The sequence below is a fragment of the Micromonospora sp. URMC 105 genome (assembly GCF_051386295.1).
Classification (GTDB): Bacteria; Actinomycetota; Actinomycetes; order Mycobacteriales; family Micromonosporaceae; genus Micromonospora.
This window is the reverse complement of sequence record NZ_JBPQTL010000018.1, coordinates 1-24570: the sequence shown is the minus strand read 5'-3', so window position 1 is coordinate 24570 and position 24570 is coordinate 1. Positions and strand designations below refer to the sequence as shown.

23 protein-coding genes and 1 pseudogene are annotated in these 24570 nt (G+C 75.0%); 15 read left to right on the top strand and 9 right to left on the bottom strand.

What is annotated here, in order from left to right:
* The first annotated feature begins 10 nt into the window (after window positions 1-10).
* Complete coding sequence (locus tag ACSNN7_RS08935; protein WP_436680196.1) at window positions 11-1363, top strand: low temperature requirement protein A; 1353 nt, start codon at window positions 11-13, stop codon at window positions 1361-1363.
* A gap of 57 nt (window positions 1364-1420) precedes the next feature.
* On the opposite strand, the gene ACSNN7_RS08930 is transcribed toward ACSNN7_RS08935, so the two are convergent.
* From ACSNN7_RS08930 to ACSNN7_RS08920, 3 genes are all read right to left on the bottom strand, one after another.
* A complete protein-coding gene (locus tag ACSNN7_RS08930; protein ID WP_436680195.1) occupies window positions 1421-3247 on the bottom strand; it encodes an AMP-dependent synthetase/ligase in 1827 nt (608 codons plus the stop codon).
* Window positions 3248-3385: 138 nt separating this feature from the next.
* Window positions 3386-4327, bottom strand: a complete 942-nt coding sequence (locus ACSNN7_RS08925) for a terpene synthase family protein (RefSeq protein WP_436680194.1) — start codon at window positions 4325-4327, stop codon at window positions 3386-3388.
* Between the two features lie 104 nt (window positions 4328-4431).
* Complete coding sequence (locus ACSNN7_RS08920; protein WP_436680193.1) at window positions 4432-5061, bottom strand: TIGR03085 family metal-binding protein; 630 nt, start codon at window positions 5059-5061, stop codon at window positions 4432-4434.
* Window positions 5062-5259: 198 nt separating this feature from the next.
* On the opposite strand from ACSNN7_RS08920, the gene ACSNN7_RS08915 reads away from it, so the two are divergent.
* Together ACSNN7_RS08915 and ACSNN7_RS08910 are read left to right on the top strand one after the other, a co-directional pair.
* The gene (locus ACSNN7_RS08915; RefSeq protein ID WP_436680192.1) at window positions 5260-7107 is read left to right on the top strand and encodes an ABC transporter ATP-binding protein; all 1848 of its coding nucleotides are present in this window, start codon (window positions 5260-5262) and stop codon (window positions 7105-7107) included.
* A 173-nt stretch (window positions 7108-7280) separates the two neighbouring features.
* Window positions 7281-9080: an ABC transporter ATP-binding protein gene (locus ACSNN7_RS08910; RefSeq protein WP_436680191.1), complete on the top strand. Its 1800-nt coding sequence runs from the start codon at window positions 7281-7283 to the stop codon at window positions 9078-9080.
* 84 nt (window positions 9081-9164) lie between these two features.
* Here ACSNN7_RS08910 and rpsD read toward each other — a convergent pair whose 3' ends face one another.
* Window positions 9165-9776, bottom strand: coding sequence for a 30S ribosomal protein S4 (gene rpsD / locus ACSNN7_RS08905; RefSeq protein WP_436680190.1), 612 nt, complete (start codon window positions 9774-9776; stop codon window positions 9165-9167).
* 69 nt (window positions 9777-9845) lie between these two features.
* Here rpsD and ACSNN7_RS08900 point away from each other — a divergent pair, with 69 nt between their 5' ends.
* Entirely contained in the window at window positions 9846-10592 is a 747-nt protein-coding gene (locus ACSNN7_RS08900) for a DUF2470 domain-containing protein (RefSeq protein ID WP_436680189.1), read from the top strand.
* Between the two features lie 5 nt (window positions 10593-10597).
* Here the strand turns inward: ACSNN7_RS08900 and ACSNN7_RS08895 are convergent, their stop codons facing one another.
* Genes ACSNN7_RS08895 through ACSNN7_RS08885 form a run of 3 tightly spaced genes read right to left on the bottom strand, consistent with a single transcriptional unit; the run spans window position 10598 to window position 12686 of the window.
* The gene (locus ACSNN7_RS08895) at window positions 10598-11191 is read right to left on the bottom strand and encodes a TetR family transcriptional regulator (protein ID WP_436680242.1); all 594 of its coding nucleotides are present in this window, start codon (window positions 11189-11191) and stop codon (window positions 10598-10600) included.
* The gene (locus ACSNN7_RS08890) at window positions 11191-11946 is read right to left on the bottom strand and encodes an ABC transporter permease (RefSeq protein ID WP_436680188.1); all 756 of its coding nucleotides are present in this window, start codon (window positions 11944-11946) and stop codon (window positions 11191-11193) included. The genes ACSNN7_RS08895 and ACSNN7_RS08890 overlap by 1 nt, the downstream gene beginning before the upstream one ends.
* On the bottom strand, window positions 11946-12686 hold the full coding sequence (locus ACSNN7_RS08885; RefSeq protein WP_436680187.1) for an ABC transporter ATP-binding protein: 741 nt from the start codon (window positions 12684-12686) through the stop codon (window positions 11946-11948). Before ACSNN7_RS08885 ends, ACSNN7_RS08890 begins: the two co-directional genes overlap by 1 nt.
* Window positions 12687-12791: 105 nt before the next feature.
* On the opposite strand from ACSNN7_RS08885, the gene ACSNN7_RS08880 reads away from it, so the two are divergent.
* The 6 genes and pseudogenes from ACSNN7_RS08880 (at window position 12792) to ACSNN7_RS08855 (ending at window position 17803) form a co-directional block, all read left to right on the top strand.
* Window positions 12792-13178, top strand: a complete 387-nt coding sequence (locus tag ACSNN7_RS08880; RefSeq protein WP_436680186.1) for a MerR family transcriptional regulator — start codon at window positions 12792-12794, stop codon at window positions 13176-13178.
* The gene (locus ACSNN7_RS08875; protein WP_436680185.1) at window positions 13175-14188 is read left to right on the top strand and encodes an aldo/keto reductase; all 1014 of its coding nucleotides are present in this window, start codon (window positions 13175-13177) and stop codon (window positions 14186-14188) included. Before ACSNN7_RS08880 ends, ACSNN7_RS08875 begins: the two co-directional genes overlap by 4 nt.
* 69 nt (window positions 14189-14257) lie before the next feature.
* Window positions 14258-15004, top strand: a pseudogene (locus ACSNN7_RS08870) (phosphoribosyl-AMP cyclohydrolase); the annotation flags it as partial.
* A gap of 135 nt (window positions 15005-15139) precedes the next feature.
* Window positions 15140-15583 (top strand): phosphoribosyl-AMP cyclohydrolase, encoded by a 444-nt coding sequence (gene hisI / locus ACSNN7_RS08865; RefSeq protein ID WP_436680241.1) that lies wholly within the window; start codon window positions 15140-15142, stop codon window positions 15581-15583.
* A gap of 58 nt (window positions 15584-15641) precedes the next feature.
* The gene (locus tag ACSNN7_RS08860; RefSeq protein WP_436680184.1) at window positions 15642-17195 is read left to right on the top strand and encodes an anthranilate synthase component I; all 1554 of its coding nucleotides are present in this window, start codon (window positions 15642-15644) and stop codon (window positions 17193-17195) included.
* Entirely contained in the window at window positions 17192-17803 is a 612-nt protein-coding gene (locus ACSNN7_RS08855; protein WP_436680183.1) for a Trp biosynthesis-associated membrane protein, read from the top strand. The genes ACSNN7_RS08860 and ACSNN7_RS08855 overlap by 4 nt, the downstream gene beginning before the upstream one ends.
* On the opposite strand, the gene ACSNN7_RS08850 is transcribed toward ACSNN7_RS08855, so the two are convergent.
* On the bottom strand, window positions 17796-18068 hold the full coding sequence (locus tag ACSNN7_RS08850; protein ID WP_436680182.1) for a hypothetical protein: 273 nt from the start codon (window positions 18066-18068) through the stop codon (window positions 17796-17798). The genes ACSNN7_RS08855 and ACSNN7_RS08850 overlap by 8 nt on opposite strands.
* 485 nt (window positions 18069-18553) lie before the next feature.
* Between ACSNN7_RS08850 and trpC the strand changes: the two genes are divergently transcribed.
* The 3 genes from trpC to trpA are packed head-to-tail and all read left to right on the top strand — an operon-like array spanning window position 18554 to window position 21438.
* Window positions 18554-19357: an indole-3-glycerol phosphate synthase TrpC gene (trpC, locus tag ACSNN7_RS08845; RefSeq protein ID WP_436680240.1), complete on the top strand. Its 804-nt coding sequence runs from the start codon at window positions 18554-18556 to the stop codon at window positions 19355-19357.
* A gap of 40 nt (window positions 19358-19397) precedes the next feature.
* Complete coding sequence (gene trpB / locus ACSNN7_RS08840) at window positions 19398-20630, top strand: tryptophan synthase subunit beta (RefSeq protein ID WP_436680181.1); 1233 nt, start codon at window positions 19398-19400, stop codon at window positions 20628-20630.
* Window positions 20631-20634: 4 nt separating this feature from the next.
* Entirely contained in the window at window positions 20635-21438 is an 804-nt protein-coding gene (gene trpA / locus ACSNN7_RS08835; RefSeq protein ID WP_436680180.1) for a tryptophan synthase subunit alpha, read from the top strand.
* A gap of 131 nt (window positions 21439-21569) precedes the next feature.
* On the opposite strand, the gene ACSNN7_RS08830 is transcribed toward trpA, so the two are convergent.
* Window positions 21570-22088 carry an NUDIX hydrolase gene (locus tag ACSNN7_RS08830; RefSeq protein WP_436680179.1) on the bottom strand — a complete coding sequence of 173 codons (519 nt, stop codon included), beginning with the start codon at window positions 22086-22088 and terminating at the stop codon, window positions 21570-21572.
* Window positions 22089-22190: 102 nt separating this feature from the next.
* Between ACSNN7_RS08830 and lgt the strand changes: the two genes are divergently transcribed.
* Window positions 22191-23366 (top strand): prolipoprotein diacylglyceryl transferase, encoded by a 1176-nt coding sequence (lgt, locus tag ACSNN7_RS08825; RefSeq protein ID WP_436680178.1) that lies wholly within the window; start codon window positions 22191-22193, stop codon window positions 23364-23366.
* An 11-nt stretch (window positions 23367-23377) separates the two neighbouring features.
* Window positions 23378-24568 carry an FAD-dependent oxidoreductase gene (locus tag ACSNN7_RS08820; protein ID WP_436680177.1) on the top strand — a complete coding sequence of 397 codons (1191 nt, stop codon included), beginning with the start codon at window positions 23378-23380 and terminating at the stop codon, window positions 24566-24568.
* Window positions 24569-24570: the final 2 nt, after the last annotated feature.

The window sequence follows — 24570 nt, the reverse complement described above, 5'->3', positions numbered from 1 at the left end:
GACTGCCCGGGTGGGAGCAGCGGACCGGCCGGGCGGAGCCGAGGCCGCCGCCGCGCAGGGCGGGCGGTTGCGCTGGGCGCGCGGGGTACGCCCCGGCGCGCCCGGTTCGCGTACCACCCGGCTGGAGCTGTACTACGACGTCGTCTTCGTCTTCGCCTTCCTGACCGTCACCACGGTGACGGCGAGCCGGCCGACGCCGGGCAACCTGATCGGCTGCCTGCTGGTGCTGTCGCTGCTCTGGTGGTGCTGGACGGGCTTCGCCCTCGTCGGCAACCTGGTCCGCGCCGACCGGGGCGTGCTGCCGCTGATCGGCTTCGTCACCCTGGCCGGCACCTTCCTGCTGGCGCTGAGCATGCCGGCGGCGTTCGTGGACCGGCCGGGCGGGCTCAACGGCCCGCTGGTCTTCGCCGGCTGCTACCTCCTGGTCCGGATGTCGCAGCTCTCCGTCCTCGGCTGGGTGCAGTGGCCCGACCCGGCCCGCCGCCGGCGGTGGCTGCTGTTCGCCGGCCTGCCGGTGATCGCGACGGCGCTGCTGGCCACCGCCGCCCTGGTGCCCCACCGGGTGCCCCACGAGGCCGCCGAGGCGTGGCTGCGGCTGGCCCTGTGGACCGCGGCCCTGCTGGTCGAGTACGTGGCGGGCATGCTGCTGGGCGGCGCGTACTGGGCGGTGGTGTCGGCCGGGCACTGGGCGGAGCGGCACGCGCTGATCGTGCTGGTCGCGCTCGGCGAGTCGGTCATCGCGCTCGGCTTCGGCCCCCGGTTCTTCACGGAACTGCCGCTGACCTGGCCGGTGATCGTCGCCGCGGTGCTCGGCATCGCGGTCGTCTCGGCGCTGTGGTGGGCCTACTTCGACACCCTGGCCCTGGCGGTGGAGCACGCACTGCACCGGGCCCGGGAACCGGCCGCGCGGGCCCGGCTCGCCCGGGACGCCTACACCTACCTGCACCTGCCGCTGATCGCCGGGGTCATCGTCGTCGCCCTGGGGCTCAAGGACCTGCTGGCCGAGGGGGCGGACCCGGGCACCCCGGAGTGGGGCGTGCCGCTGGGCGGCTTCTGGGTGCTGGTGCTGCACGGCGGGGTGGCCGTCTACCTGCTCGGCCTGGTCGGGCTGGGTCGGCGGGCGTTGGGCGAGGTGCGCTGGGTGCCGCTGGCGACGGTGGTGCTGCTGGCGGCGGTGGGCCCACTGTCGAGCCGGGTGCCGGAGCTGGTCGCGCTGGGGCTGCTGGCGGTCGTCTGCGTCGTCTCCACCGGGGCCCAGACCGTGGTCGACGGCCCACGCCGGCGCCGGATCCGGGCGGTGGCGGCGGCCGAGCAGGAGGCGGCGGAGGCGGACCAGAGCAGGTGGCGGGGCCGGCACCTGTGAGCGGCCGCCTCGGGGGCCGGGCCGGGCGACGAACCCGGCACGGCCCCCGCAGGGCGGTCAGAGCTCGGCCAGCGTGCCCGCGTACATCTTGTCGATCTCGGCGGCGAAGTTGTTCTCCACGCCGCGTCGCTTGATCTTGAGAGACGGGGTGATCTCGCCGTGCTCGATGGTCAGGTCGCGCGGCAGGATGGTGACCTTCTTGATCGTCTCCCACCGGTTGAGCTTCGCGTTGAGCTGCGCGACGTACTCCTCGACCATGGCCTTCGCCTCGGGGGAGGCCACGACCTCGGCGTAGTCCCGGCCCTCCAGCGGGCCGCCGGCCGTCCAGCCCTTGATCGCGTCCGGGTCCAGGGTGACCAGCATGGTGCAGTAGTTGCGGGCCTGGCCGATCACGATCGCCTGGGAGGTGTACGGGCAGATCGCCTTGAACATGCCCTCGATGTGCGACGGGGCGATGTACTTGCCGCCGGAGGTCTTGACCAGGTCCTTCTTGCGGTCGGTGATCCGCAGGTAGCCGTCGTCGTCCAGGCTGCCGATGTCGCCGGTGCGGAAGAACCCGTCCTCGGTGAACGCGGCCTTCGTCTCCTCGGGCAGGTTGTGGTAGCCGCGCATCACCGGCGTTCCCCGGACCAGGATCTCGCCGTCGGTGTCGATCCGGCACTCCAGGTCGCCCATCGCCTTGCCGACGGTGCCGATCCGCAGCCCCTCCGGCGGGTTGACGAAGTTGCCGGCGCTGGTCTCGGTCAGGCCGTACCCCTCGGAGATGGGCAGGTTGGCGGCGGCGAAGAAGGTGGCGATCTCCTTGCTCAGCGGCGCCGCGCCGGAGACCAGCACCCGCATCCGGCCACCGAGGCGGGCCTGGAGCTTGCTGAAGACCAGCTTCTCGGCCAGCGCGTACTTCAGCTTCAACCCGGCCGGGACCGGCTGCCCGGCCTGCTCCAGCGCGACCTTCTCCTTGCCGGTACGCACACCCCAGGCGAAGATCTTCGCCTTCGCGCCGCCGGCCGTCTGGGCCGTGGTGACCGCCTTGTTGTAGACCTTCTCGAAGACCCGGGGCGCGCCGCACATCAGGGTCGGCTGGACCACGGCGAGCAGGTCGACCAGCTTGTCGACCCGCCCGTCCACGTACGTCGGCAGGCCGACGTGGGTGGCGCCGCAGAGCAGCGTCTTGCCGAACGAGTGGGACAGCGGGAGCCAGAGGTACTGCAGGTCGTCGTCGCGCAGCAGCCCCATCTCGGCCTGCGCCACGCCCTCCCAGCACCAGCCGCCGTGCAGCAGCTCGACGCCCTTCGGCCGGCCGGTGGTGCCCGAGGTGTAGATCAGGGTGGCCAGGTGCTCCGGGCCGATCGGGGCGACGAGCCGCTCGATCAGGTCCGGCTCGGCCGCCAGCCGGGCCCTGCCCTGCTCCTCCAGCTCGGCGAGGGTGAGCTGCGGGACGGCCGCGGCCGGGTCGGCGGCGCCGTCGAAGAGCACGACGTGGGTGAGCGCGGGCAGCTCCGCCCCGGCGATCTTGGCCGCCTGGGCCGGGTTCTCCGCGAAGAGCACCCGGGAGCTGGAGTCCGCGATGATGTAGACCGCGTCCTCGGGCTCGGTGGTGGGGTAGACCGTGGTGGTCGCGCCGCCGGCGCACATGATGCCGAAGTCGGCGAGCACCCAGTCCAGCCGGGTGTTGGCCAGGATCGCCACCGGATCCTCCAGGCCGACGCCCAGGCCGTGCAGGCCGGCGGCGACCGCCTTGGCCCGCTGTCCGACCTGCTCCCACGTCAGCCAGACGGGGCCGGAGTCGTCCGGCGCCGGGTGGGCGAACGCGTGCCGGTCTCCGGTGGCGGCCACGCGCTTGAGGAACATGTCGGGAATCGAACGGTACGGTACATCGAGAGCCATCGCTGTAGCCGCCTTCAGGGGGTGGATGGACGTGACGGGGGTCACGCCGTTCTGCGGTTACCGAAGAGTATTGCCTGCACCCGGGCCTCGGCTAGCCCCCGAGGCGGTGAGCCGGCCCAGTCCCGCGTGGTGGAACCCTTAGGCGTACCGGACCGCTCGCAGCGACCAGTCGTAGGTGGCCCGGATCCAGGATCGACGCACGTCGAGGTACGCCGCCATGGCCGGATCCTCGGCCAGCGCCGCCTCGGCGGCGAGGTAGCGCTCCAGCCCGTCGTTGTACAGCTGGGCACCCGCGCGCAGGGCGGCGTCGACGTCCTGCCCGTGGCGCGCCGCGATGACGGTCACCACGTTGTGCGGATCGGGGGCGCCGCGGACCTCCTTGCGGTGCGAGAAGAGGTCGTTGCACCAGCAGACCAGGTCGGCGGTGAGGTCGTCGAGGGCGAGCACCGCCCGGTCGGTCCGCCGCTGCGGCCCGGGGTGGACGTCGCACGCCAGGTCGGTGAGGGTGAGGCTGGGGCGTACGCCGCCGGTGTGCCGGCGCATCTGGAGGTACTCCGCCAGCTCCGGCACCCGCCGGTGCTGGCGGTTGGCCGCCTCCCAGAGCAGGGCCAGCAGATACTCGCGGAGCTGGGCGGCCAGCCGCAGCAGCAGCGCCGGGCGGCGGTGCTCGCGTACCCGCCGGCAGATGTCGGCCAGCCCGGCGCCCAGCGGCCCGACGGCGGGTGCCGCCGGGCCGTGGGTGCCGTGCCGGTCGAGCACGCCCAGCAGCTCGCCGACGGTCGGCGCCAGCCGGCCCGGCTCCGCGCCGAGCGCGTCCTCGTCGCAGCTGTCGTCCACCACGAACAGCCAGGTGATCAGGTCGGTGAGCAGCCGCAGCCGGTCGACCGGCGCGCGTGGGCAGGCCCGGCCGGCGAGTTCGGCGGCCTCGGCGGCCCGCAGCCGGCGCCAGCGTGGCCCGTCCTCGACCAGCCGCAGACTGCGGGCCCAGGCCAGGCTCTCCCCGGCCACCCGGTCGGTGGCGGGATGCCGCCGGCCCGGGAAGGGGGGTTCGTGCAGTCCCGACCCGGCGATGCCGCGCATGGTGCCCCCCTGTCCCGCCGCCCCCGAACGGGATCGGCGCGCAGAAGAGTACGACACCCTCACATTGGCAGGCGTCGCTGGGCGCGCATGGTGGGAAACCCGGCTCAGAGGCCGAGGCGGGCGTGGCGGAGCCGGTCGGCGAGCGGGGCCGGACCGTCGACCTGGACCCGGGCCACCCGCTGCCGCCCCGACAGGAAGAGCGCCAGCTCGCCCGGCGACCCGACCAGCCGGACCCGGTCGCCGCCCCGGCCCACCGACAGCTCGCCGTGACCGGGGGCCTGCACGAGCAGGTCGGCCGGGAACCGGCGCAGCGCCGTGCGGGCCAGCAGGGAGACCGGCTTCCAGAGCCGCCCCCGCAGGCCCGCCGGCAGGTCGCGCGGCTGCCAGCCCGCCCCGGCCCGCCGGACGTCCTCGTGGTGGATGAAGAACTCCAGGGTGTTGGCCAGCTCGTCGACCAGCGGGTTGCTGACCGGGCTCCACACCGGCGGCCGGCGCACCAGCCCCACCAGCTCCGCCCAGGGCCGGGCGGCGATCCGCCGGCGCACCCGCTCGGCGTACCCGCGCAGTGGCGGCAGCACGATGCCGCCGGCGGCGTCCAGGCGGCGCTCGCGTACCACCAGGTGGGCGGCGAGGTCGCGGGTCGTCCACCCCTCGTTGACGGTCGGTGCGTCCGGTCCCAGCTCCAGCATGAGATCGGCGAGCGCCTCGCGCTCCGATCGGGCGTACCGCGGCATGAGGGAGATGGTAGGCCCGCCGGCGGCCCTCGGCGCGCCGGCGCAGCCCCCGGCGGGCGCCCGGAGCGCCCTGCGCTGCGCACGTGACGGCGGACATACCCGTTCCGGGTCGGCGGAGGTGGCCGGGAGCGGTAAGGATGAGAGAGTACGAGGCGGCTTACGGCGGGGGACAGCGTGGCAGGCGGGACAAGTCGGGACGTGCTGGGCAGAGGACTCTGGGTTCTCGGCCGGGCGATCCGGGAACAACCGCGCATCTTCGCGGTGGCCGTCACCGGCAGCGTGCTCTTCGGCCTCATGGTCATCGCCAGCGCCTTCGTGGTGGGCGCGGTGGTCGGCGAGGTGGTGGTGCCGGCCGTCGCCCGGGGCTCCGTCGGGACGGGCGCGCTGGCCCTGGCGGCGACCGCGCTGTTCGGCATCAGCGTGCTGCGGGTGGTGGGCATCTTCGGCCGCCGGCTGGGCGCCGGTTACATGCAGTTCCGCCTCCAGGCCGCCTACCGGCGCCGGGTGACCCGCCGCTACCTCGATCTGCCGCTGGCCTGGCACCAGCGCAACGCCACCGGCACGCTGCTCTCCAACGCCAACTCGGACGTGGAGGCGGCCTGGTACCCGATCGCCCCGCTGCCGTTCGCCGTCGGCACCCTGGTCATGCTGGTCGGGGCGATCGTCTCGCTCTTCCTCACCGACTGGGCGCTGGCCCTGGTCGGGCTCGCCGTGTTCCCCGCGCTCTTCGCGCTCAACGTGATCTACTCCCGGCGGATGGCGCCCCGGCAGGCCCGCGCCCAGCGGCTGCGCGCCGAGGTCAGCGGCATCGCCCACGAGAGCTTCGACGGCGCCCTGGTGGTCAAGACCATGGGCCGCGAGGCCGAGGAGACCGCCCGGTTCTCCGCCCGCGCCGGTGAGCTGCGCGACGCGCTGATCTCCGTCGGCCGGCTGCGCGGCGTCTTCGACCCGCTGCTGGAGACCCTGCCCAGCCTCGGCACCCTCGCCGTGCTGGTGGTCGGGGCGTTCCGGCTGCGAGCCGGCGCGATCAGCGTCGCCGAGCTGGTCAGCGTCGCCTTCCTCTTCACCGTGCTGGCCTTCCCGGTGCGGGCGATCGGCTGGGTCCTCGCCGAGCTGCCGCGCAGCGTCGCCGGCTGGGACCGGGTCCGCCGGGTCCTCGACGCCACCGGCGAGATGCCGTACGGCGCGCGTCGGCTCGACCCGGCCGAGCCGACCCCCGCCACGCTCGCCTTCGCCGACGTCTGCTTCTCCTACGAACCGGCCGAGGCGCACCTGCCCGGCGCCGAGGTGCTCGGCGAGGTCACCTTCACCGTGCCGGCCGGCAAGACGGTCGCCCTGGTCGGGCCGACCGGCGCCGGCAAGTCCACCATCGCCTCGCTGGCCGTACGCCTGGTCGACCCGCGCGCCGGCACGGTGAGGCTGGACGGCGTCGACGTGCGCGAGCTGGCCGCGGACTCGCTGGCGGAGACGGTCGCCCTGGTCGCCCAGGTGCCGTTCGTCTTCGACGACACCGTGCGTGCCAACATCACCCTGGACCGGCCGGGCCTCGGTGACGAGGACGTGTGGGCCGCGCTGCGGCTGGCCGAGGCGGACGGCTTCGTCGCCGCGCTCCCCGAGGGGCTGGACACCATGGTCGGCGAGCGGGGCACCTCGCTCTCCGGCGGGCAGCGGCAGCGGCTCACCCTGGCCCGGGCGCTCGCCGGCCGGCCCCGGCTGCTGGTGCTCGACGACGCGACCAGCGCCGTCGACCCGAGGGTGGAGGCGGCCATCCTGGCCGGGCTGCGCGCCCCGGCCGGGGCGCAGGGCGCCGCCGCGTCGATCCTGGTGGTCGCGTACCGGCGGGCGACCATCGCGCTCGCCGACGAGGTGATCTACCTGGAGCAGGGGCGGGTGGTGGCCCGGGGCACGCACACCGAGCTGCTCGCCACCGTGCCCGGCTACGCCGACCTGGTGACCGCGTACGAGCAGGCCGAGCACGAACGCGAGCAGAACCGCACGTACGACGAGGTGGCGCCACTGACCTCAGGCCTGGAGGTGGACCGGTGAGCGCGAGGAGTGCAGCGGAGCGGAGCCCCGCAGTCGCGAACGAAAGGTCGGCCCGGTGAGCGCGAGGAGTGCAGCGGAGCGGAGCCCCGCAGTCGCGAACGAAAGGTCGGCCCGGTGAACGCGAGGAGTGCAGCGGAGCGGAGCCCCGCAGTCGCGAACGAGAGGCTGGCCCGGTGAGCGCGACGACGGTGGAGCCGGAGCGGCAGGAGGAGCCGCAGGAGCGTGCCGAGTCGACCTGGCGGACGCTGCGGCGCGGGCTGGCGCTCTCCCCGGAGCTGCGGACCGGCCTGGCCGGCACCCTCGCACTGGCCCTGGTCTACATGGTCGGCCGGGTGGCCGTGCCGGTGGCCGTGCAGCGGGGCATCGACGGCGGCATCGTCGGCGGCCTCGACCTGGACGTGGTCTGGACGGTGGTCGCGGTCACCGCGGCGGTGCTGGTGATCACCACCGGCTGCGGGTACCTGATGATGCGCCGGCTGTTCACGGTCAGCGAGACCGCGCTGGCCAACGTCCGGACCCGGGCGTTCCGGCACGTGCACGACCTGTCCATGCTGCACCAGCAGTCCGAGCGGCGTGGGTCGCTGGTCTCCCGGGTCACCAGCGACGTCGACCAGATCACCCAGTTCCTGCAGTGGGGCGGCGTGATCCTGATCGTCAACCTCGGCCAGCTCGTGGTCACCACGGCCGTGATGCTGGCGTACTCCTGGCAGTTGACCCTGGTGGTGCTCGTCGCCTTCGCACCGGCGGTGCTGGTGATCCGGCAGCTCCAGCGTCGGCTCGGCGCCGCCTACGGCGTGGTCCGGCAGCGGACGGGCACCCTGCTCGGCACGATCGCCGAGAGCGTGGTCGGCGCGCCGGTGATCCGGGCGTACGGCATCGCCGGGCGCACCGCCCGGCGGCTGGACACGGCGATCGAGGGGCAGCAGCGGGCCCAGCAGCGGGCGATCCGGATCAGCATCCTGGGCAGCTCGGTGGGGGAGTTGGCCGCCGGTCTCGCGCTGGCCGGCGTGGTCGTCCTCGGGGTGCTGCTCGGGGTGGACGGCTCGCTCACCATCGGCCAGCTCACCGCGTTCCTGTTCCTGGTCACGCTCTTCATCCAGCCGGTGCAGATCGCCACCGAGGTGCTCAACGAGGCGCAGAACGCCATCGCCGGGTGGCGCCGGGTGCTCGACGTGCTCGACGTCGCCCCCGACGTGGCCGACCCGGGCGAGCAGGGGCGGGAGCTGCCGCCCGGCCCGCTGGACATCCGCTTCGCCGGGGTGACGTTCGCCTACCCGGGCGGCCCGCCGGTGCTGCACGACGTCACGCTGGACATCCCGGCGAAGAGCCGGGTGGCGGTGGTCGGCGAGACCGGCAGCGGCAAGACCACCTTCGCCAAGCTGCTCACCCGGCTGATGGACCCGACCGCCGGGCAGGTGCTGCTCTCTGGGGTGCCGCTGGACGAGGTGCGGTTCGACTCGCTGCGCGCCCGGGTGGTGATGGTGCCGCAGGACGGCTTCCTCTTCGACGCCACGGTCGGCGACAACGTCCGTTTCGCCCGCCCCGAGCTGACCGACGCGCAGCTCACCACCGCCTTCACCGAGCTGGGCCTGGCCGACTGGCTGGACGGGCTGCCGTCGGGCCTGGCCACCCCGGTCGGCGAGCGCGGCGAGTCGCTGAGCGTGGGGGAGCGGCAGCTGGTCGCGCTCGCCCGGGCGTACGTGGCCGACCCGGACCTGCTGGTCCTCGACGAGGCCACCAGCGCCGTCGACCCGGCCACCGAGGTGCGCCTGCAGCGCACCCTGGACGCGGTCACCCGGGGCCGGACCACCCTGGCCATCGCGCACCGGCTCTCCACCGCGCAGGCGGCCGACGAGGTGATCGTGGTGGACCGGGGCCGGATCGTGCAGCGCGGCCCGCACGAGGAGCTGGTCCGCGACCCGGAGTCCGTCTACGGCCTGCTCTACGCCTCCTGGCTGGAGCAGACCCGCTGAGCCGGGCCGGCCGGACCCGTTGATCCCGAGCCGAGCGGAACCGCTGAGCCGGGTCCGGCGCACACCGCGCCGGACCCGCGCCGCTCATCGGGAGTAGTGCTCGACCACCAGCTGCTCGTCGCAGATCACCGGCACCTCGTGCCGGGCCGGCTCGCGCAGCAGGGTGGCCCGCAGGCCGGTCAGGTCGACCGAGAGGTACGGCCGGCCCGGTCCCTCGTCCGCGTTCGCCCCGGTGGCGGCGAGCTGGAAGGGCGGCAGCTGCCGGCTGCGCTCCCGCACGGCGACCACCTGGCCGGGCCGCAGCCGGTACGACGGCCGGTCGACCTTGCGCCCGTCCACGGTGAGGTGCCCGTGGGCGACCAGCTGCCGGGCCTGGTAGATGCTGCGGGCCAGGCCGGCGCGGTGCACCACCGCGTCGAGGCGCCGTTCCAGCAGGGCGACCAGGGTCTCGCCGGTCTTGCCGGCGGCCCGCGCCGCGTCGTCGAAGGCGCGGCGCAGCTGCACCTCGCTGACGTTGTACTGGTGCCGCAGCCGCTGCTTCTCCAGCAGCCGGACCTGGTAGTCCGAGGTGCGCCGGCGGGCGCGGCCGTGCACGCCCGGCGGGTACGGGCGGCGCTCGAGGTACTGGACGCACTTGCGGGTCAAGGGGATGCCGAGGGCCCGGGAGAGGCGGGCCTTGGGGCGGGGGTGGTTCACGTGGACGTCTCCGCTCGGGTGCTTTAGGGTGCTACTTAGGTAAGCCTAACCTATGCAGGAGGTGCCCCGATGGGACCGAGCCCCGCCGAGATCATCCGCACCCTGGTGGCCGGCCGGTTGCCCGGTCTGGTCCACCTCGCGCACCGCCCGGGGCCGTACCACGTCCGGCACGCCACCGACCCCGAGGGACGGGTGCTGATGCTCGTACCGGTGGTCAGCGACCTCGCCGCCGAGCTGGACCCGGGGGCGGACGACGACGTCGCCGTGGTGCTCGACGTGCTGGACCTGCCCCCCGCCCCGGGTGCGCCGTCACTCGGCCGGGCCTGGGTCTCCGGCTGGGCGGCGCCGCTGCGGGGCGCGGAGGCCCGTCGGGGCGCCGCCGACTTCGCGGCCGTCGACCCGACCGGGGACCTGCTCGACGTCGGCACCCGCTTCCGGCTGCACCGCTTCGAGGTGGCCGAGGCCCGCTTGGAGAACGCCGACTCGGTGCGCCGGATCGACCCCGGGGAGTACGCCGCCGCCGAGCCGGACCCGCTGCACCCGGTGGAGCCCGAGCTGCTGGCCGACCTGGCCGAGCACCACGAGCCCCAGGTCACCGCGTACCTGCGGCGCCGCCTCGACCTGGGCGGGCAGCCCCGGGTGGTGCGGCTGGACCGGTACGGCCTGGTCGTGGCGCACGGCGGCCCCGGCGACCGGCGGCGGGCCCGGCTGGCCTTCGGACACCCGGTGGCCGACCCGGCGGAGCTGTCCCGGCTGCTGCACCCGATGCTCTGCCCGCGCGCGGCGGCCGCCCGCCCGGTGGCGGACGGCCGCTGAGCGGGTCAGCCCAGGTCGCCGGTGAGGTAGCGCTGCACAGTCGGGCCGATCGCCGCCACCAGGGTCTCCGGATCGGCGGAGGCCACCGGCTCCAACCGGATGACGTACCGCATCATGGCCAGCCCGCTGACCTGGGTGGCCACCAGCGAGCCGCGCAGCGGCAGCTCCGCCGGGGGGACGTCGAGGTGGTCGAGCACCCGGCGCAGCACCTGGGTGACCAGGAACTCCCGCAGCAACCGGGCGGTCCACTCGTTGTTGACCGCCGAGCGCAGCAGCGCCACCGCCGCCTTGCCGGCCGGCGAGTCCCACACCCGCAGGAACGTCCGGACCAGCCGCTCGCCCACGGCGTCCGCCCCGCCGGCCAGCACCTCGGGGAGCAGCTCCGCCGGGTCCAGCGGGATCTCGACGGTGGCCCGGAAGAGCTCCTCCTTGCTGCCGAAGTAGTGGTGCACCAGCGCCGGGTCGACCCCGGCGGCGGTGGCGATGACCCGGATCGAGGCCGCGTCGAAGCCGCGCTCGGCGAAGGCCGTCCGGGCCGCGGCGAGGATGGCCTGCCGGGTGTCCGGGTTGCCGGGACGGCGGCCGGTGCGACGCGCCATCATCCGCTGCGCCGCCGCAGGGTCGCCGCCGCCAGCACCAGGGCGACCAGCGCCGCGCCGGCGACGATCGCCACGTCCCGCCACATGGTGCCGGTCGGCTCGGCGTGCGCGCCGACCTCCTGCAGGGCCTCGACCGCGTACGACAGGGGGAGCGCGTCGCTGACCGCCTGGAGCCAGCCGGCCATCTCGCCGCGCGGCACGAAGAGCCCGCAGAGCAGCAGCTGCGGGGCGACCACCACCGGCATGAACTGGACCGCCTGGAACTCGGTGCGGGCGAAGGCGCTGCAGAACAGCCCGAGCGCCACGGCCAGCACGGCGTTGAGCGCCGCCACCAGGATGACCAGCCCGGCGCTGCCGGCGGTCTCCATCCCGAACAGCCAGTACGCCACGGCCGCGGCGACGGTGGACTGCACCGCCCCGGCCAGCCCGAACGCGATGCCGTAGCCGAAGAGCAGGTCGAGCTTGTTCAGCGGGGTGGTGAGCAGCCGCTCCAGCGTGCCGGTGGTCCGTTCCCGCAGCATCGCGATGCTGGTCACCAGGAACATCACGATGAACGGGAAGAAGCCCAGCATGATCAGGGCGATCCGGTCGAACGCCGACGGCTGCCCGGGTGCGGTCGGCTGGTCGGCGAACATGTAGTAGACCAGGGTCAGCAGCACCGTCGGCACCAGCACCAGCAGCGCCACCGTCCGCTTGTCGTGCCGCAACTGGCGCAGGATGCGCCCGGTCGTGGCGGCCAGGATCCTCGCACTCATCACGCCTCCTTGCCGGCGGGCCGACGGTCCGCCTCGCTCGACCGGATCAACCGCAGGAACGCCTCTTCCAGGTCGTCGACCCCGGTGCGTTCCCGGATCGCGTCCGGAGTGTCGTCGGCGACCAGCCGGCCCTCCCGGATCAGCAGCAGCCGGTCGCAGCGGGCCGCCTCGTCCATCACGTGGCTGGAGACCAGCAGCGTGGTGCCGGCCGCCGCCATCTCGTGGAACCGGGCCCACAGGTCGGCCCGCAGCACCGGGTCCTGCCCGACCGTCGGCTCGTCGAGGATGACCAGCTCCGGCGCGCCGACCAGGGCGCAGGCCAGCGAGGCGCGGCTGCGTTGCCCGCCGGAGAGGGTGCCGACGAGCTGGGTGGCCGCGTCGGCCAGCCCGACGTCGGCCATCGCCCGGTCGGCGTCGGCCGCGGGCCGGCCCTGCAACGCCGCGAAGTAGCGCGCGTTCTCCCGCACGGTCAGGTCGGCGTAGACGCTGGGCGCCTGGGTCAGGTAGCCGACCCGGTGGCGCAGCTCCGCCGTGCCGGCCGGCCGGCCCAGCACGGTGACCGTGCCCGAGGTGATCACCTGGACCCCGACCACCGCCCGCATCAGGGTGGTCTTGCCGCTGCCGCTGGGGCCGAGCAGCCCGGTCACCGAGCCCCGGGGAACGGTGCAGCCGATGCCGTGCAGCACCCTCCGCCGGCCCCGGTCGACGACCAGGTCGCGGACTGAGATCGCGTCCTCCACCGCCCACCTCCAAAACTCATCACATGTTGAACTCAACGCTAGATGAGATACGTGTCCGGCCGCAACGGTTGACTTCGAGTGCTCTCGAACTGGAAGCCTGGCGGCGTGGACATCAGCACGCAGGAGACGGGCATCTCCGTGGGCGAGGCAGCGGCCCGGGTCGGCCTGACCACCTACACGCTGCGCTGGTACGAGCAGGAGGGGCTCGTCGCCCCGGTCGGGCGGGACTCGGCGGGCCGACGCCGCTACACCGGTGCCGACCTGGACTGGCTGCGCCTGCTCACCCGGCTGCGCCGGACCGGGATGCCGGTGCGCGACATGCGCCGCTACGCCGAGCTGGCCCGGCTCGGGGACCGGACGCTGGGCGCCCGACGGGCGCTGTTCGAGGCGCACCGGGCCCGGGTGCTGGCCCGGATGGCCGAACTCGAGGAGGACCTCAAGGTGCTCAACTACAAGATCGACATCTACCGCAAGGCCGAGGAGGGACGATGATCCGCCGTCGGATGGGGGCCGCCGGCCCCGAGGTCTCGGCCATCGGGCTGGGCTGCATGGGGATGAGCTTCGCCTACGGCGGTCGCGACGACGCCGAGTCCACCCGTACCCTGCACCGGGCCCTGGACCTGGGCGTCGATCACCTGGACACGGCCGACATGTACGGCGCCGGCGCGAACGAGCGACTGCTCGCCCCGGTGCTGCGTGCCCGCCGCGACGAGGTCTTCCTGGCCACCAAGTTCGGCAACCGCACCCGTGGCGACGGCTCCGGCGGCACCGGCACCCCCGGCGCGTACGTGGACAGCAGCGCCGCCTGGGCCCGCGAGGCCTGCGACGCCTCGCTGGGCCGGCTCGGCATCGACACCATCGACCTGTACTACCTGCACCGGCGCGACCCGGGCACCCCGATCGAGGAGACCGTCGGCGCGATGGCCGAGCTGGTCGCGGCCGGCAAGGTCCGCCTGATCGGGCTCAGCGAGGTCAGCCCGGCCACGCTGCGCGCGGCGCACGCGGTGCACGCGGTGCACCCGGTCGCCGCGGTGCAGATGGAGTACTCGCTGTTCACCCGGGACGTCGAGGGGGAGATGCTGGACACCTGCCGGGAGCTGGGGGTGGCGCTGGTGGCGTACTCGCCGGTCGGGCGGGGGCTGCTCACCGGGGCGATCGGCGGGCGCGACCAGCTCGCCGCCGACGACTGGCGGGCCGGCGTGCCGCGCTTCGCGGAGGGCAACCTCGACGCCAACCTGCGGCTGGTCGCGGCGGTGCGCGCGGTGGCCGAGGAGATCGGCTGCACCCCGGCCCAGGCCGCGCTGGCCTGGCTGCTGGCCCAGGGCGAGGACGTCCTGCCGATCCCCGGCACCAAGCGGGTCCGCTACCTGGAGGAGAACGCGGCGGCGGCCGAGATCCGGCTCACCCCGGCGCAGCGGGACCGGCTCCGCGCGGCGGTTCCCGCCGACGCCGTCGCCGGCGAAAGGTATCCCGAGGCATCAATGCGAACCGTGGGGCACTAGCCTCCTCATCGGACACCAGGTCCGTCATCGGGCATTGCACCCCGATCGGACGTACGGCACGATGGCGCGGTGGATCACGCTCCGTTGTTGGCGGGTGCATTCTTCGACGACTGGGCGACCCGGCTGCGCGAGGGTGCCGAGCGCCCCGTCGTCGGAATCCTGCTGCGCGGCAGCCACGCCCGACGGGCCGCCACGGCGCACAGCGACGTCGATTTCGACGTGCTCGTCGCCGACGACGACCGGTCCGCCCCGGCCACCGTCGGCGCGGCGGGAGAGTCCACCGGTGCCGGCCGCACCCCGTACGCCGCCCGTCAGGCCTACCTGGTGGAGGTCGACGGCCGGCTGGTGCACGTCTCGGTGGCCGCCCGGGACGTCCGCTCCTGGGTCGACCGGCTCGGCGAGCCGGCCGACTGGGCGTTCGGCCTGCCGGTCACCGCGCCGGTCCGGCTGCTCTGGGCCGAGGAGGGCTGGCGGCCCCGGATCGACCTGCCGGTGCTCTGCCAGCCCGCCGACCAGCCCCGGCTGGAGGAGCTGGTGGCGACGCTGGGCAAGGTGGCCGGCGCCCGCGCCGCCGGCGACCACCTCGGGGTACGCCTCGCCGCCGCCGATCTGGCCCGGCTCTGCCCCTCGGTGCTGCGACTGGCCAATCCGAGCGTGCGGGTGGTGTCCCGGCGAGCCGCCTTCGCCGCCGCCCTCGCGCTGCCGGTCGCCCCGCCGGGCTACCGCGACGACATGCTGCTCTGCCTCGGGCTGCGCCCCGGCTCCACCGGCCGGCTCGGCGCCGCCGCGGCGCGCCTGGTCGCCGGGGTCGTCCCGCTGGTCCGGCCGTACGCCGACCGGATCGCGGAGGTGGCCGGGCCGGGCCTGGCCGCGGCGCTCGCCGACGGGCGGCTGGACCGCTACGTCGCCCAGCTCGCCCGGGCGGCCCGCCGGGACGGGTACGCCCCGCAGGTGCCCGCGCCGCGTGCGGGACAATGGGTCACTGTGCCCGTGACTGAGTCTTCCCCGAGCGACGCCGACGCCGGCGCGGTCCGCCCGTCCCGCCTCGATCCGGCCGTCGCCGCCCGGCTGCGCCGCACCCCCGACGGCCTGGTCGCCGCCGTGGTGCGGCAGCACGACACCGGCGAGGTGCTGATGGTCGCCTGGATGGACGACGAGGCGCTGCACCGCACGCTGACCACCGGCCGGGCCACCTACTGGTCGCGCAGCCGGCAGGAGTACTGGGTCAAGGGGGCCACCTCCGGCCACCACCAGTACGTCCGCTCGGTCGCGCTGGACTGTGACGGCGACGCGCTGCTGGTCAGCGTCGACCAGGTCGGGGCGGCCTGTCACACCGGGCACCGCACCTGCTTCTTCACCGAGCTGCCGGTGAGCGGCGCCGGGAGCGAGCGGTGAGCGCGGACCGCGGGGCGCGACCGCAGCGCGCCCGCGCAGACGAGAGGCAGGCCCGGCGATGACCGACGGCACCCTGAGCCCCGACCTGGGCGACTTCACCGAGCTGGCCGCCCGCTGGCGGGTGGTGCCGGTGACCCGGCGGCTGCTGGCCGACGCGGAGACCCCGGTGGGCGTCTACCGCAAGCTCGCCGGTGGCCCGGGCACGTTCCTGCTGGAGTCCGCCGAGCAGGGCGTCGGCTCGGCCGGGATGTCCTGGTCCCGGTACTCGTTCATCGGTGTGCGCAGCGGCGCGACGCTGATCGAGCGGGACGGCGTCGCGGTCTGGACCGGCCGGCCCCCGGCCGGGGTGCCGTCCTCCGGCGACCCGGTCGAGGTGCTGCGCGAGACCGTCGAGGCGCTCGCCGGTCCGGTCTGGGACCCGGCCAGCGACATGCCGCCGCTGACCGGCGGCATGGTGGGCTACCTGGGCTACGACCTGATCCGGCGCTTCGAGCGGCTGCCCGAGCTGACCGAGGACGACCTCGGGATGCCGGAGCTGGGCATGATGCTCGCCACCGACCTGGTGGTGCTCGACCACTACGACGGCTCGGCGATCCTGGTCGCCAACGCGGTGCTGCCGCCGCTGGACGCACCGGACCGCCAGGCGCTGGTCGCGGCGGCCTACCACCACGCGGTGGGGCGGCTCGACGCGATGACCACCGCGCTGTCCCGACCGATTCCGCCCATGATCTCCACCGTCGGCCGGCCGCCGGCCGGCGAGGTGGTCAGCCGGACCCCGGACGGCGGCTACCCGAAGGCGGTCGAGGCGGCCAAGGAGGCGATCCGGGCCGGCGAGTGCTTCCAGATCGTGCTCGCCCAGCGCTTCGAGCGGGACACCCACGCCGACCCGCTGGACGTCTACCGGGTGCTGCGCACCACCAACCCCAGCCCGTACATGTACCTGCTGCGCTTCGACGGCTTCGACATCGTCGGCTCGTCCCCGGAGGCGCACCTGAAGGTCAACGCCGGGCCGGACGGGCAGCGGCGGGCGCTGCTGCACCCGATCGCCGGCACCCGGCCGCGGGGCGCCACCGCCGACGCCGACACCCACCTCGCCGCGGAACTGCTCGCCGACCCCAAGGAGCGGGCCGAGCACGTGATGCTGGTCGACCTGGGCCGCAACGACCTGGGCCGGGTGTGCCGCCCGGGCACCGTGGAGGTGCCGGAGTTCGCCACCATCGAGCGGTACAGCCACGTGATGCACATCGTCTCCACCGTGGTGGGCACGCTGCGTGCGGACCGGACGGCCTTCGACGCGCTCGCCGCCACCTTCCCGGCCGGCACCCTCTCCGGCGCCCCGAAAGTACGCGCCATGGAGATCATCGAGGAGCTGGAACCGGTCCGGCGGGGCCTCTACGGCGGCACCGTGGGCTACTTCGGCTTCGGCGGCGACCTGGACATGGCGATCGCCATCCGCACCGCGCTGATCCGCGACGGGCGGGCGTACGTGCAGGCCGGGGCCGGGGTGGTGGCCGATTCCGATCCGGCCGGCGAGGACCAGGAGACCCGGAACAAGGCCGCCGCGGTGCTCGCCGCCATCGCCGCCGCCGAGACCCTCCGGCCCGCCCGATGAGCGACCCGGTGACCGGTCCGGACACGCCCGCCGCGCCGGACACCCCCGCCCGGGCGGATACGCCGTCCGCGCCGGGCCGGCGCGAGCTGGCGTACGCGGTGCTGCTCTGCCTGGCCGGGGCGGGCCTGGCCTTCTGGGCGGTGACCCGGACCTGGGTGGTGGAGGTGACCCCGCGCGGGTCGCTGCCGTCGGCCCGGGAGGGCCGCACGGGCGCGGACCTGCTGCCCTGGCTGTCGGCGCTGGCGCTGGTCGGGCTGGCCGGCGGCGGCGCGGTGCTGGCCACCCGGGGTCGCGCCCGCCGCCTGCTGGGCGGGCTGCTGGCCCTGCTCGGCGCGGCGGTGGCGGCCGGCGGCGGCTACGGGCTGCTCGCCGCCTTCGACGGCGAGGTGAGCCGGCAGTGGCCGGCGCTCTGCCTGCTCGGCGGGGCGCTGGCGGCGCTCGGCGGTGCGCTCACCGCGGCCCGCGGTCAGCGCTGGCCGGCGATGGGCGCCCGGTACGAGCGCCGCGGCGGCGGTGCGGCCGGGGCCGGCGGGCGCCCGGCCGCCGAGCGGGGCACCCGCGAGGCGTGGGACGCGCTGGACCGGGGCGAGGACCCGACGGTCAGCTGACCGGCTGCCGCTCGCGGACCTCGCGGCGGTCCCGGGCTGCGGCCCGCGCGGCGGCCAGTTCGGCCACCAGGCGGTCCAGTTCGGCCCGCTGGTCGGCGCGGGCCCGGTCGGCGCAGACGGCCTCCCAGGCGTTGCCGCGCGCGGTACGCATCCGGCCCTCGCCCACCACGGCACGTTCCAGGGTGTGCACCACGCCGACGGCCAGCGACGCGACGGTGCGGGAGATGGTGGTGAGTCCGATGGCGTTCGGCTCGGTCGTGCTCATGAGGTCACCCCGCAGGTGGAGTCCGACGTTGCGGCAGGCGCGTCATCGAGTCTGCCGGTGGACAGGCTGCCCCGTTCACGTTTCACCGTGGTGACGGCCGGATCAACTGTCCGTCGAGGCGAACGAGCTGACTAGGGCCGTTCATCCTTGAGCTTGCTCACAGCATCGATGGACGTCATTGCACTGCGCGGGACCGGCCGCCGTGCTCTCATTGTTCATGGGCGAAGATCGATGCTCGCGGGACGGCTCCGCCGCAGGCAGGCGGGCCGGTCGGCGGAAGAGGTGGCGCTGCGTGACATCGCGTTCACCGGAAGTCGGCCATCATGCCACAGCCCATTTCGTGAGGAGCGCCATACCCCCGGCACCCGCCGCCAGCTGCCGCCCCCTAGCATCGGCCCATGACACCCGGAGAGGGGAGTCCGTTGGTGACTGCTGAGCATGCGCACGCGGAGGGGGACGAGGCCGGTTCGGCCGGGTCCGGAAGCGTGCTCGACGAGATCCTGGCCGGCGTCCGCGAGGACGTGGCGCGGCGACAGGAGCAGGTTCCGCTGGAGCGGATCCGTGAGCTGGCCGCCGCCGCGCCGCCACCGCTGGACGCGTACGCGGCCCTGCGCCGGCCCGGCGTGGCGGTGATCGCGGAGGTCAAGCGCTCCTCGCCGTCCAAGGGCCGGCTGGCCGAGATCGCCGATCCGGCCGAGCTGGCCGGGCAGTACGCCGCCGGTGGCGCGCGGGCGATCAGCGTGCTGACCGAGGGGCGCTGGTTCGGCGGCTCGCTGGACGACCTGGCCGCCGTCCGGGCCGCCGTGCGGGTGCCGGTCCTGCGCAAGGACTTCGTGGTCTCCAGCTACCAGGTGCACGAGGCCCGCGCGCACGGCGCCGACCTGGTGCTGCTGATCGTCGCCGCCCTCGAACAGAACGTGCTGATGGGCCTGCTGGAGCGGATCGAGTCGCTCGGCATGACCGCACTGGTCGAGGTGCACGACGAGGAGGAGGCCGACCGCGCCCTGGAGGCCGGTGCGCAGGTGATCGGGGTCAACGCCCGCGACCTGCGTACCCTGGAGGTCGACCGGTCGGTCTTCGAGCGGATCGCGCCCGGCCTGCCCAGCAGCGTCGTCAAGATCGCCGAGTCCGGCGTGCGTGGCCCGCACGACCTCATCCGGTACGCCTCGGCCGGCGCCGACGCCGTGCTGGTGGGTGAGGGCCTGGTCACCCAGAAGAGCCCCCGCGAGGCGGTCTCCGAGCTGGTCAACGCCGGGAACCACCCGGCAACGCCCCGCCCGGTGCGCTGATCCCGCGCCCGGGAGACGTCAGCAGCGAGAGGACACCGTGATGAGCGCCGACGCCTCGGCTCCGGCCGGCCAGCTTCCCGACGCCGCCGGTCACTTCGGCCGCTTCGGCGGGCGGTTCGTGCCGGAGGCGCTGGTCGCGGCGCTGGACGAGCTGGACGCCGCGTACCGCAAGGCGATGACCGATCCGGCCTTCCTCGCCGAGTTCGACGCCCTGCTGCGCGACTACGCCGGCACCCCGTCGCTGCTGTACTCCGCCGAGCGGTTCTCCGCGAAGGTGGGCGCCCGGGTGCTGCTCAAGCGGGAGGACCTCAACCACACCGGGGCGCACAAGGTGCGCAACGTGCTGGGCCAGGCCCTGCTGACCAAGCGGATGGGCAAGACCCGGGTGATCGCCGAGACCGGCGCCGGCCAGCACGGGGTGGCCACCGCCACCGCGGCCGCCCTGTTCGACCTCGACTGCGTGGTCTACATGGGCGAGGTCGACACCGAGCGGCAGGCGCTCAACGTGGCCCGGATGCGGATGCTCGGCGCGACGGTCGTCCCGGTCACCACCGGCTCGCGCACCCTCAAGGACGCGATGAACGAGGCGATGCGGGACTGGGTCGCCAACGTCGACGACACCCACTACCTGATCGGCACCGCCGCCGGCCCGCACCCGTTCCCCGAGATGGTCCGGGACTTCGTGCGCGGCATCGGCGAGGAGGCCCGCCGGCAGTGCCTCGACCTGACCGGCTCGCTGCCGGACGCGGTCGCCGCCTGCGTCGGCGGCGGCTCCAACGCGCTGGGCATCTTCCACGCCTTCGTCGACGACGCCGACGTGCGGCTGTACGGCTTCGAGGCCGGCGGCGACGGGGTGGAGACCGGGCGGCACGCGGCCAGCATCACCGGCGGCACCTCCGGCGTGCTGCACGGCACCCGCACCTACGTGCTGCAGAACGCCGACGGCCAGACCATCGAGTCGCACTCGATCTCCGCGGGCCTGGACTACCCGGGCGTCGGCCCGGAGCACGCCTGGCTGCACGACAGCGGCCGGGCCACCTACCTGCCGGTGACCGACCGCGAGGCGATGGCCGCGTTCGAGCTGCTCTGCCGTACCGAGGGGATCATTCCGGCGATCGAGAGCTCGCACGCGCTCGCCGGTGCGCTGGCGATCGCCCCCCGGCTCGCCGCCGAACTCGGCCGGGAGCCGGTCATCGTGGTCAACCTCTCCGGGCGGGGTGACAAGGACGTGCACACCGCCGGCGAGTACTTCGGCATCCTCGACAAGGAGTGACAGCGTGAGTCGGATCGGGGTGGCCTTCGACAAGGCCCGCGCCGACGGGCGGGCCCTGCTGGTCGGCTGCATGCCGGCCGGCTTCCCGACCGTCGAGGGCAGCATCGCCGCGATGACCGCCATGGTCGAGGCGGGCGTCGACGTCATCGAGGTGGAGATTCCCTACTCCGACCCGGTGATGGACGGGCCGGTGATCCAGCGGGCCAGCGACATCGCCCTGGCCGGCGGGGTCCGCACCGCCGACACGCTGCGCATCATCGAGGCGGTGGCGGCCACCGGCGCGCCGGTGGTCACCATGACCTACTGGAACCCGATCGAGCAGTACGGCGCCGACGCGTTCGCCCGCGACCTCGCCGCCGCCGGCGGCACCGGCCTGATCACCCCGGACCTGATCCCCGACGAGGCCGGCGAGTGGCTGGCCGCCTCGGACGCCCACGGCCTGGACCGCACCTTCCTGGTCTCGCCCTCGTCCACCGACGCGCGGCTCAAGATGACCGTCGAGCACTGCCGCGGCTTCGTCTACGCCACCGCGCTCATGGGCGTCACCGGCGCCCGGGCGCAGACCTCGGACGCCGCGCCGGTCCTGGTCTCCCGGCTCCGCGAGGTCACCGACCTGCCGGTCGGCGTCGGCCTCGGCGTGGGCACCGGCGCCCAGGCCGCCACCGTCGCCGGGTACGCCGACGGCGTGATCGTGGGCAGCGCCCTGGTCCGCTGCGTGCTCGACGCCCCCGACCTCGCCGCCGGGCTGACCGCGCTGCGCACGCTCAGCGCCGAACTCGCCGAGGGCGTCCGCCACCCCGTCCGCTGAACACGTCCGGGTTTCGCGCTCCGCAGACCGTGATCAACCCGGTTTGCGGTGTGCCGGGATGTCCCGAAGCCGGGACACCCCGACCCGCCGCAGACAGGAGCGCGCCCCGCGGCCCAGGGCCGCTCCGACGGTCAGGGCGTGGGCCGGACCGTCGACGCGCCACGCGGCGCGGGCGGGACGGAATCGCCCGTCGGGTTGCCCGTCGCCGGGTCGGGACGCAGGTCGCGCAGTACCCCTGAGCGTCCGGCCCGGGCGTCGGCGACGGCGGCCCGGGTGACCGGGGTGACCTCCGCCGGCAGCCGGTCCGGCAGGTGCCAGGAGAGCGTGTACCCGGCCGGCGGGGCGAGGGCCGCGTCCCGGTGGGCGCGCGCCCGGAACACGTGCACCAGCACGTCCGGCAGGGGGTCCGGCGTCGGCGGCCCGCCGCAGGGCGAGCCGCTGAGGTGGTAGAGGCCGACCAGGTCGGCCACCTCGACGGGGCACCCGGACTCCCGCCGTACCTCGCCCGCCACCGCGCCGGTCGGGCACTCCAGGCGGTGCAGCCGTCCACCGGGCAACGCCCACCGCCCGCCGCGGTCGCGCCGGCACAGCAGCACCCGACCGGCCTCGTCGGTCAGGACCGCGGCGACCGCCCAGGTGAGCGTGCTCATGGACAAAGAGCGTACGGCCCGGCAAACCGGAAGTCATCCGAGGCCGAAGTGCGGCGGACCGGGGTGCCGCGGATGCGGTGCGCAACGGTAGCCTCTTCACCCGTGACCCTCGCCTCGTTGAGCCCCCAGGCGGCCCTGCCGAGCCCGACCACCGCGGTCTGGCAGCTCGGGCCGGTGCCGATCCGGGCCTACGCGCTCTGCATCATCCTCGGCATCGTGCTGGCCTGCTGGATCACCGAGCGCCGGCTGCGCCAGCGCGGCGTCGCTCCCGGCGCGGTGCTCGACATCGCGGTCTGGGCGGTTCCGGCCGGCATCGTCGGCGCCCGGATCTACCACGTGATCACCTCGCCGGAGAAGTACTTTGGCGCCGGTGGCGAACCGCTGAAGGCGTTCGCCATCTGGGAGGGCGGTCTCGGCATCTGGGGCGCGGTGGCCGGCGGCGCGGTCGGTGCCTGGATCGCCGCCCGGCAGCTCGGCCTCCCGTTCGCCGTGGTGGCCGACGCGCTCGCCCCCGGCCTGCCGCTGGCCCAGGCGGTCGGCCGGTTCGGCAACTGGTTCAACAACGAGCTCTACGGCGGCCGGACCACGCTGCCCTGGGGGCTGGAGATCCACCGGATGGACCCGGCCGACCCGGGGCGGGCGCTGCGGGACGCCTCCGGCCAGCCGGTCCTGGAGCCGGGGCTCTACCACCCGACGTTCCTCTACGAGGCGCTGTGGAACGTCGGCGTCGCCGCCCTGGTGTTCGCCCTCGACCGCCGGTTCAAGTTCGGCAAGGGCCGGGCCTTCGCGCTCTACGTGATGGGCTACACCGCCGGCCGGTTCTGGATCGAGATCATGCGCAACGACGAGGCGAACCGGATCCTCGGCGTCCGCCTCAACGTCTGGACCGCCGGCCTGGTCTTCATCGGCGCGCTGATCTACTTCCTGCGGGTGCGCGGCCCGCGCGAGTACGTGATCCCGGTGGGCGGGCCGACCGTCCCGGCCCCGCCGGCCGGTGGGGACGTCTCCCAGGTCGATCTCTCCCGCACCGAGAACGGGCCCCGGGCGGTCGCCCCGGAGGGCTACCGGACGGTCAGCGAGGAACAGTTCCGGGCGTACCGGGAGACCGGCGAGGTCCCCGGCGAGCCCGAGGCCGAGACGCGCCCGGCGACCGACGACGAGCCCTCGGGCGACCCCGACCCCGACGCCGCCGCTGGGCGCGACGGTGACGGCGACGTGCCGGAGCGGGACGACCGGGCGGGCGCCGCCGGCGCCCGGCCCACCGACCGGGACAGCTGAGCGGGGCGGGGATGCGCACCGCGGTGGTGGTCGGCGCCGGGCTCGGCGGGCTGGCGGTGGCCGGCACGCTGGCCCGCTCCGGCTGGCAGGTCACCCTGCTCGAACGGGCGGACCGGGTCCGCCCGGAGGCCACGGCCGTGGTGCTCTGGCCCAACGGGGTACGCGCGCTGCACGCGCTCGGCCTCGGCGCCGGGCTGGACGCGATCGCCACCCCGCTGCCCGACGCCGGGGTGCGCCGCCCGGACGGCCACTGGCTGGTCCAGCCGCGGCCGACCCCGGCCGACCGGATGCCGGTGGTGGTGCACCGGGAGGATCTGCACGACGCGTTGATCGCCGGGCTCGGCGACCGGGTGGAGCTGCGTACCGGCGTGGCCGTGGACACCGTGCGGGTCGGCCCCGGCCAGCGGCCCGCGGTCGGCACCGCCGGGCACCTGGTCGAGGCCGACCTGGTGGTGGCGGCCGACGGCACCGACAGCGCGGTACGCCGCCGGCTCGCCCCCTCCTCGGCCGTGGTCAGCTCCGGCTGCGCGGCCTGGCGGGCGGTCATCCCCTGGTACCGGGCACCCCGGCTGCCGGCCGACCAGCCGGTCGGCGGTGAGGTGCTGGGCGCGGGCTACCGCTTCGTGGCCGCTTCGCTGGGGGAGCGCGGCTCCTCCGGCGCCTCCCGCCGGGGCGGCATCTACTGGGTCGCCACCGCCGCCGGAGCGCCCCGCCCCGAGCCCCCGGAGACGCAGCTCGCCCTGCTCAAGCGCTGGTACGCCGGCTGGCCCGCCCCGATCGGCGACCTGCTCGACGCCACCGACCCGGCCGACCTGGTGCAGCAGGAGGTCCGCGAGCTGCGCCCGCTGCCCCGGGCGTACGGCTTCCCGGCCGGCCCCGGCGGGGTGGTGCTGCTCGGCGACGCGGCCCACGCCATGCCGCCGCACCTGGGGCAGGGCGCCTGCCTCGCCTTCGAGGACGCCGCCACCCTCTCCTCGCTGCTGCGCGAGTCCCGGCTACCCGACGCGGTGCAGGCGTACGACCGGTTGCGCCGCCCCCGCGCGGCGACGGTGGTGCGGCAGACCCGCCGGATGTCGGCGGTCCTGCAGGCCCGGGGCCGGCTGGCCCTGCGGGCCCGGGACGCCGCCCTCGGCACGATCAGCCCCCGCCTGCTCTCCAGCGCCGCCTCCGCCGCCGCCCAATGGCGCCCCCCACCCGCCTGACC

Excerpts from the sequence above, each read along its gene's own strand:
- ACSNN7_RS08930 (WP_436680195.1), bottom strand. The coding sequence starts at position 3,247 with ATGGCTCTCGATGTACCGTACCGTTCGATTCCCGACATGTTCCTCAAG.
- ACSNN7_RS08925 (WP_436680194.1), bottom strand. The coding sequence starts at position 4,327 with ATGCGCGGCATCGCCGGGTCGGGACTGCACGAACCCCCCTTCCCGGGC.
- ACSNN7_RS08920 (WP_436680193.1), bottom strand. The coding sequence starts at position 5,061 with ATGCCGCGGTACGCCCGATCGGAGCGCGAGGCGCTCGCCGATCTCATG.
- ACSNN7_RS08900 (WP_436680189.1), top strand. The coding sequence starts at position 9,846 with ATGGGACCGAGCCCCGCCGAGATCATCCGCACCCTGGTGGCCGGCCGG.
- ACSNN7_RS08895 (WP_436680242.1), bottom strand. The coding sequence starts at position 11,191 with ATGGCGCGTCGCACCGGCCGCCGTCCCGGCAACCCGGACACCCGGCAG.
- ACSNN7_RS08890 (WP_436680188.1), bottom strand. The coding sequence starts at position 11,946 with ATGAGTGCGAGGATCCTGGCCGCCACGACCGGGCGCATCCTGCGCCAG.
- ACSNN7_RS08875 (WP_436680185.1), top strand. The coding sequence starts at position 13,175 with ATGATCCGCCGTCGGATGGGGGCCGCCGGCCCCGAGGTCTCGGCCATC.
- ACSNN7_RS08860 (WP_436680184.1), top strand. The coding sequence starts at position 15,642 with ATGACCGACGGCACCCTGAGCCCCGACCTGGGCGACTTCACCGAGCTG.
- ACSNN7_RS08855 (WP_436680183.1), top strand. The coding sequence starts at position 17,192 with ATGAGCGACCCGGTGACCGGTCCGGACACGCCCGCCGCGCCGGACACC.
- ACSNN7_RS08850 (WP_436680182.1), bottom strand. The coding sequence starts at position 18,068 with ATGAGCACGACCGAGCCGAACGCCATCGGACTCACCACCATCTCCCGC.
- trpB (WP_436680181.1), top strand. The coding sequence starts at position 19,398 with ATGAGCGCCGACGCCTCGGCTCCGGCCGGCCAGCTTCCCGACGCCGCC.
- ACSNN7_RS08830 (WP_436680179.1), bottom strand. The coding sequence starts at position 22,088 with ATGAGCACGCTCACCTGGGCGGTCGCCGCGGTCCTGACCGACGAGGCC.
- ACSNN7_RS08820 (WP_436680177.1), top strand. The coding sequence starts at position 23,378 with ATGCGCACCGCGGTGGTGGTCGGCGCCGGGCTCGGCGGGCTGGCGGTG.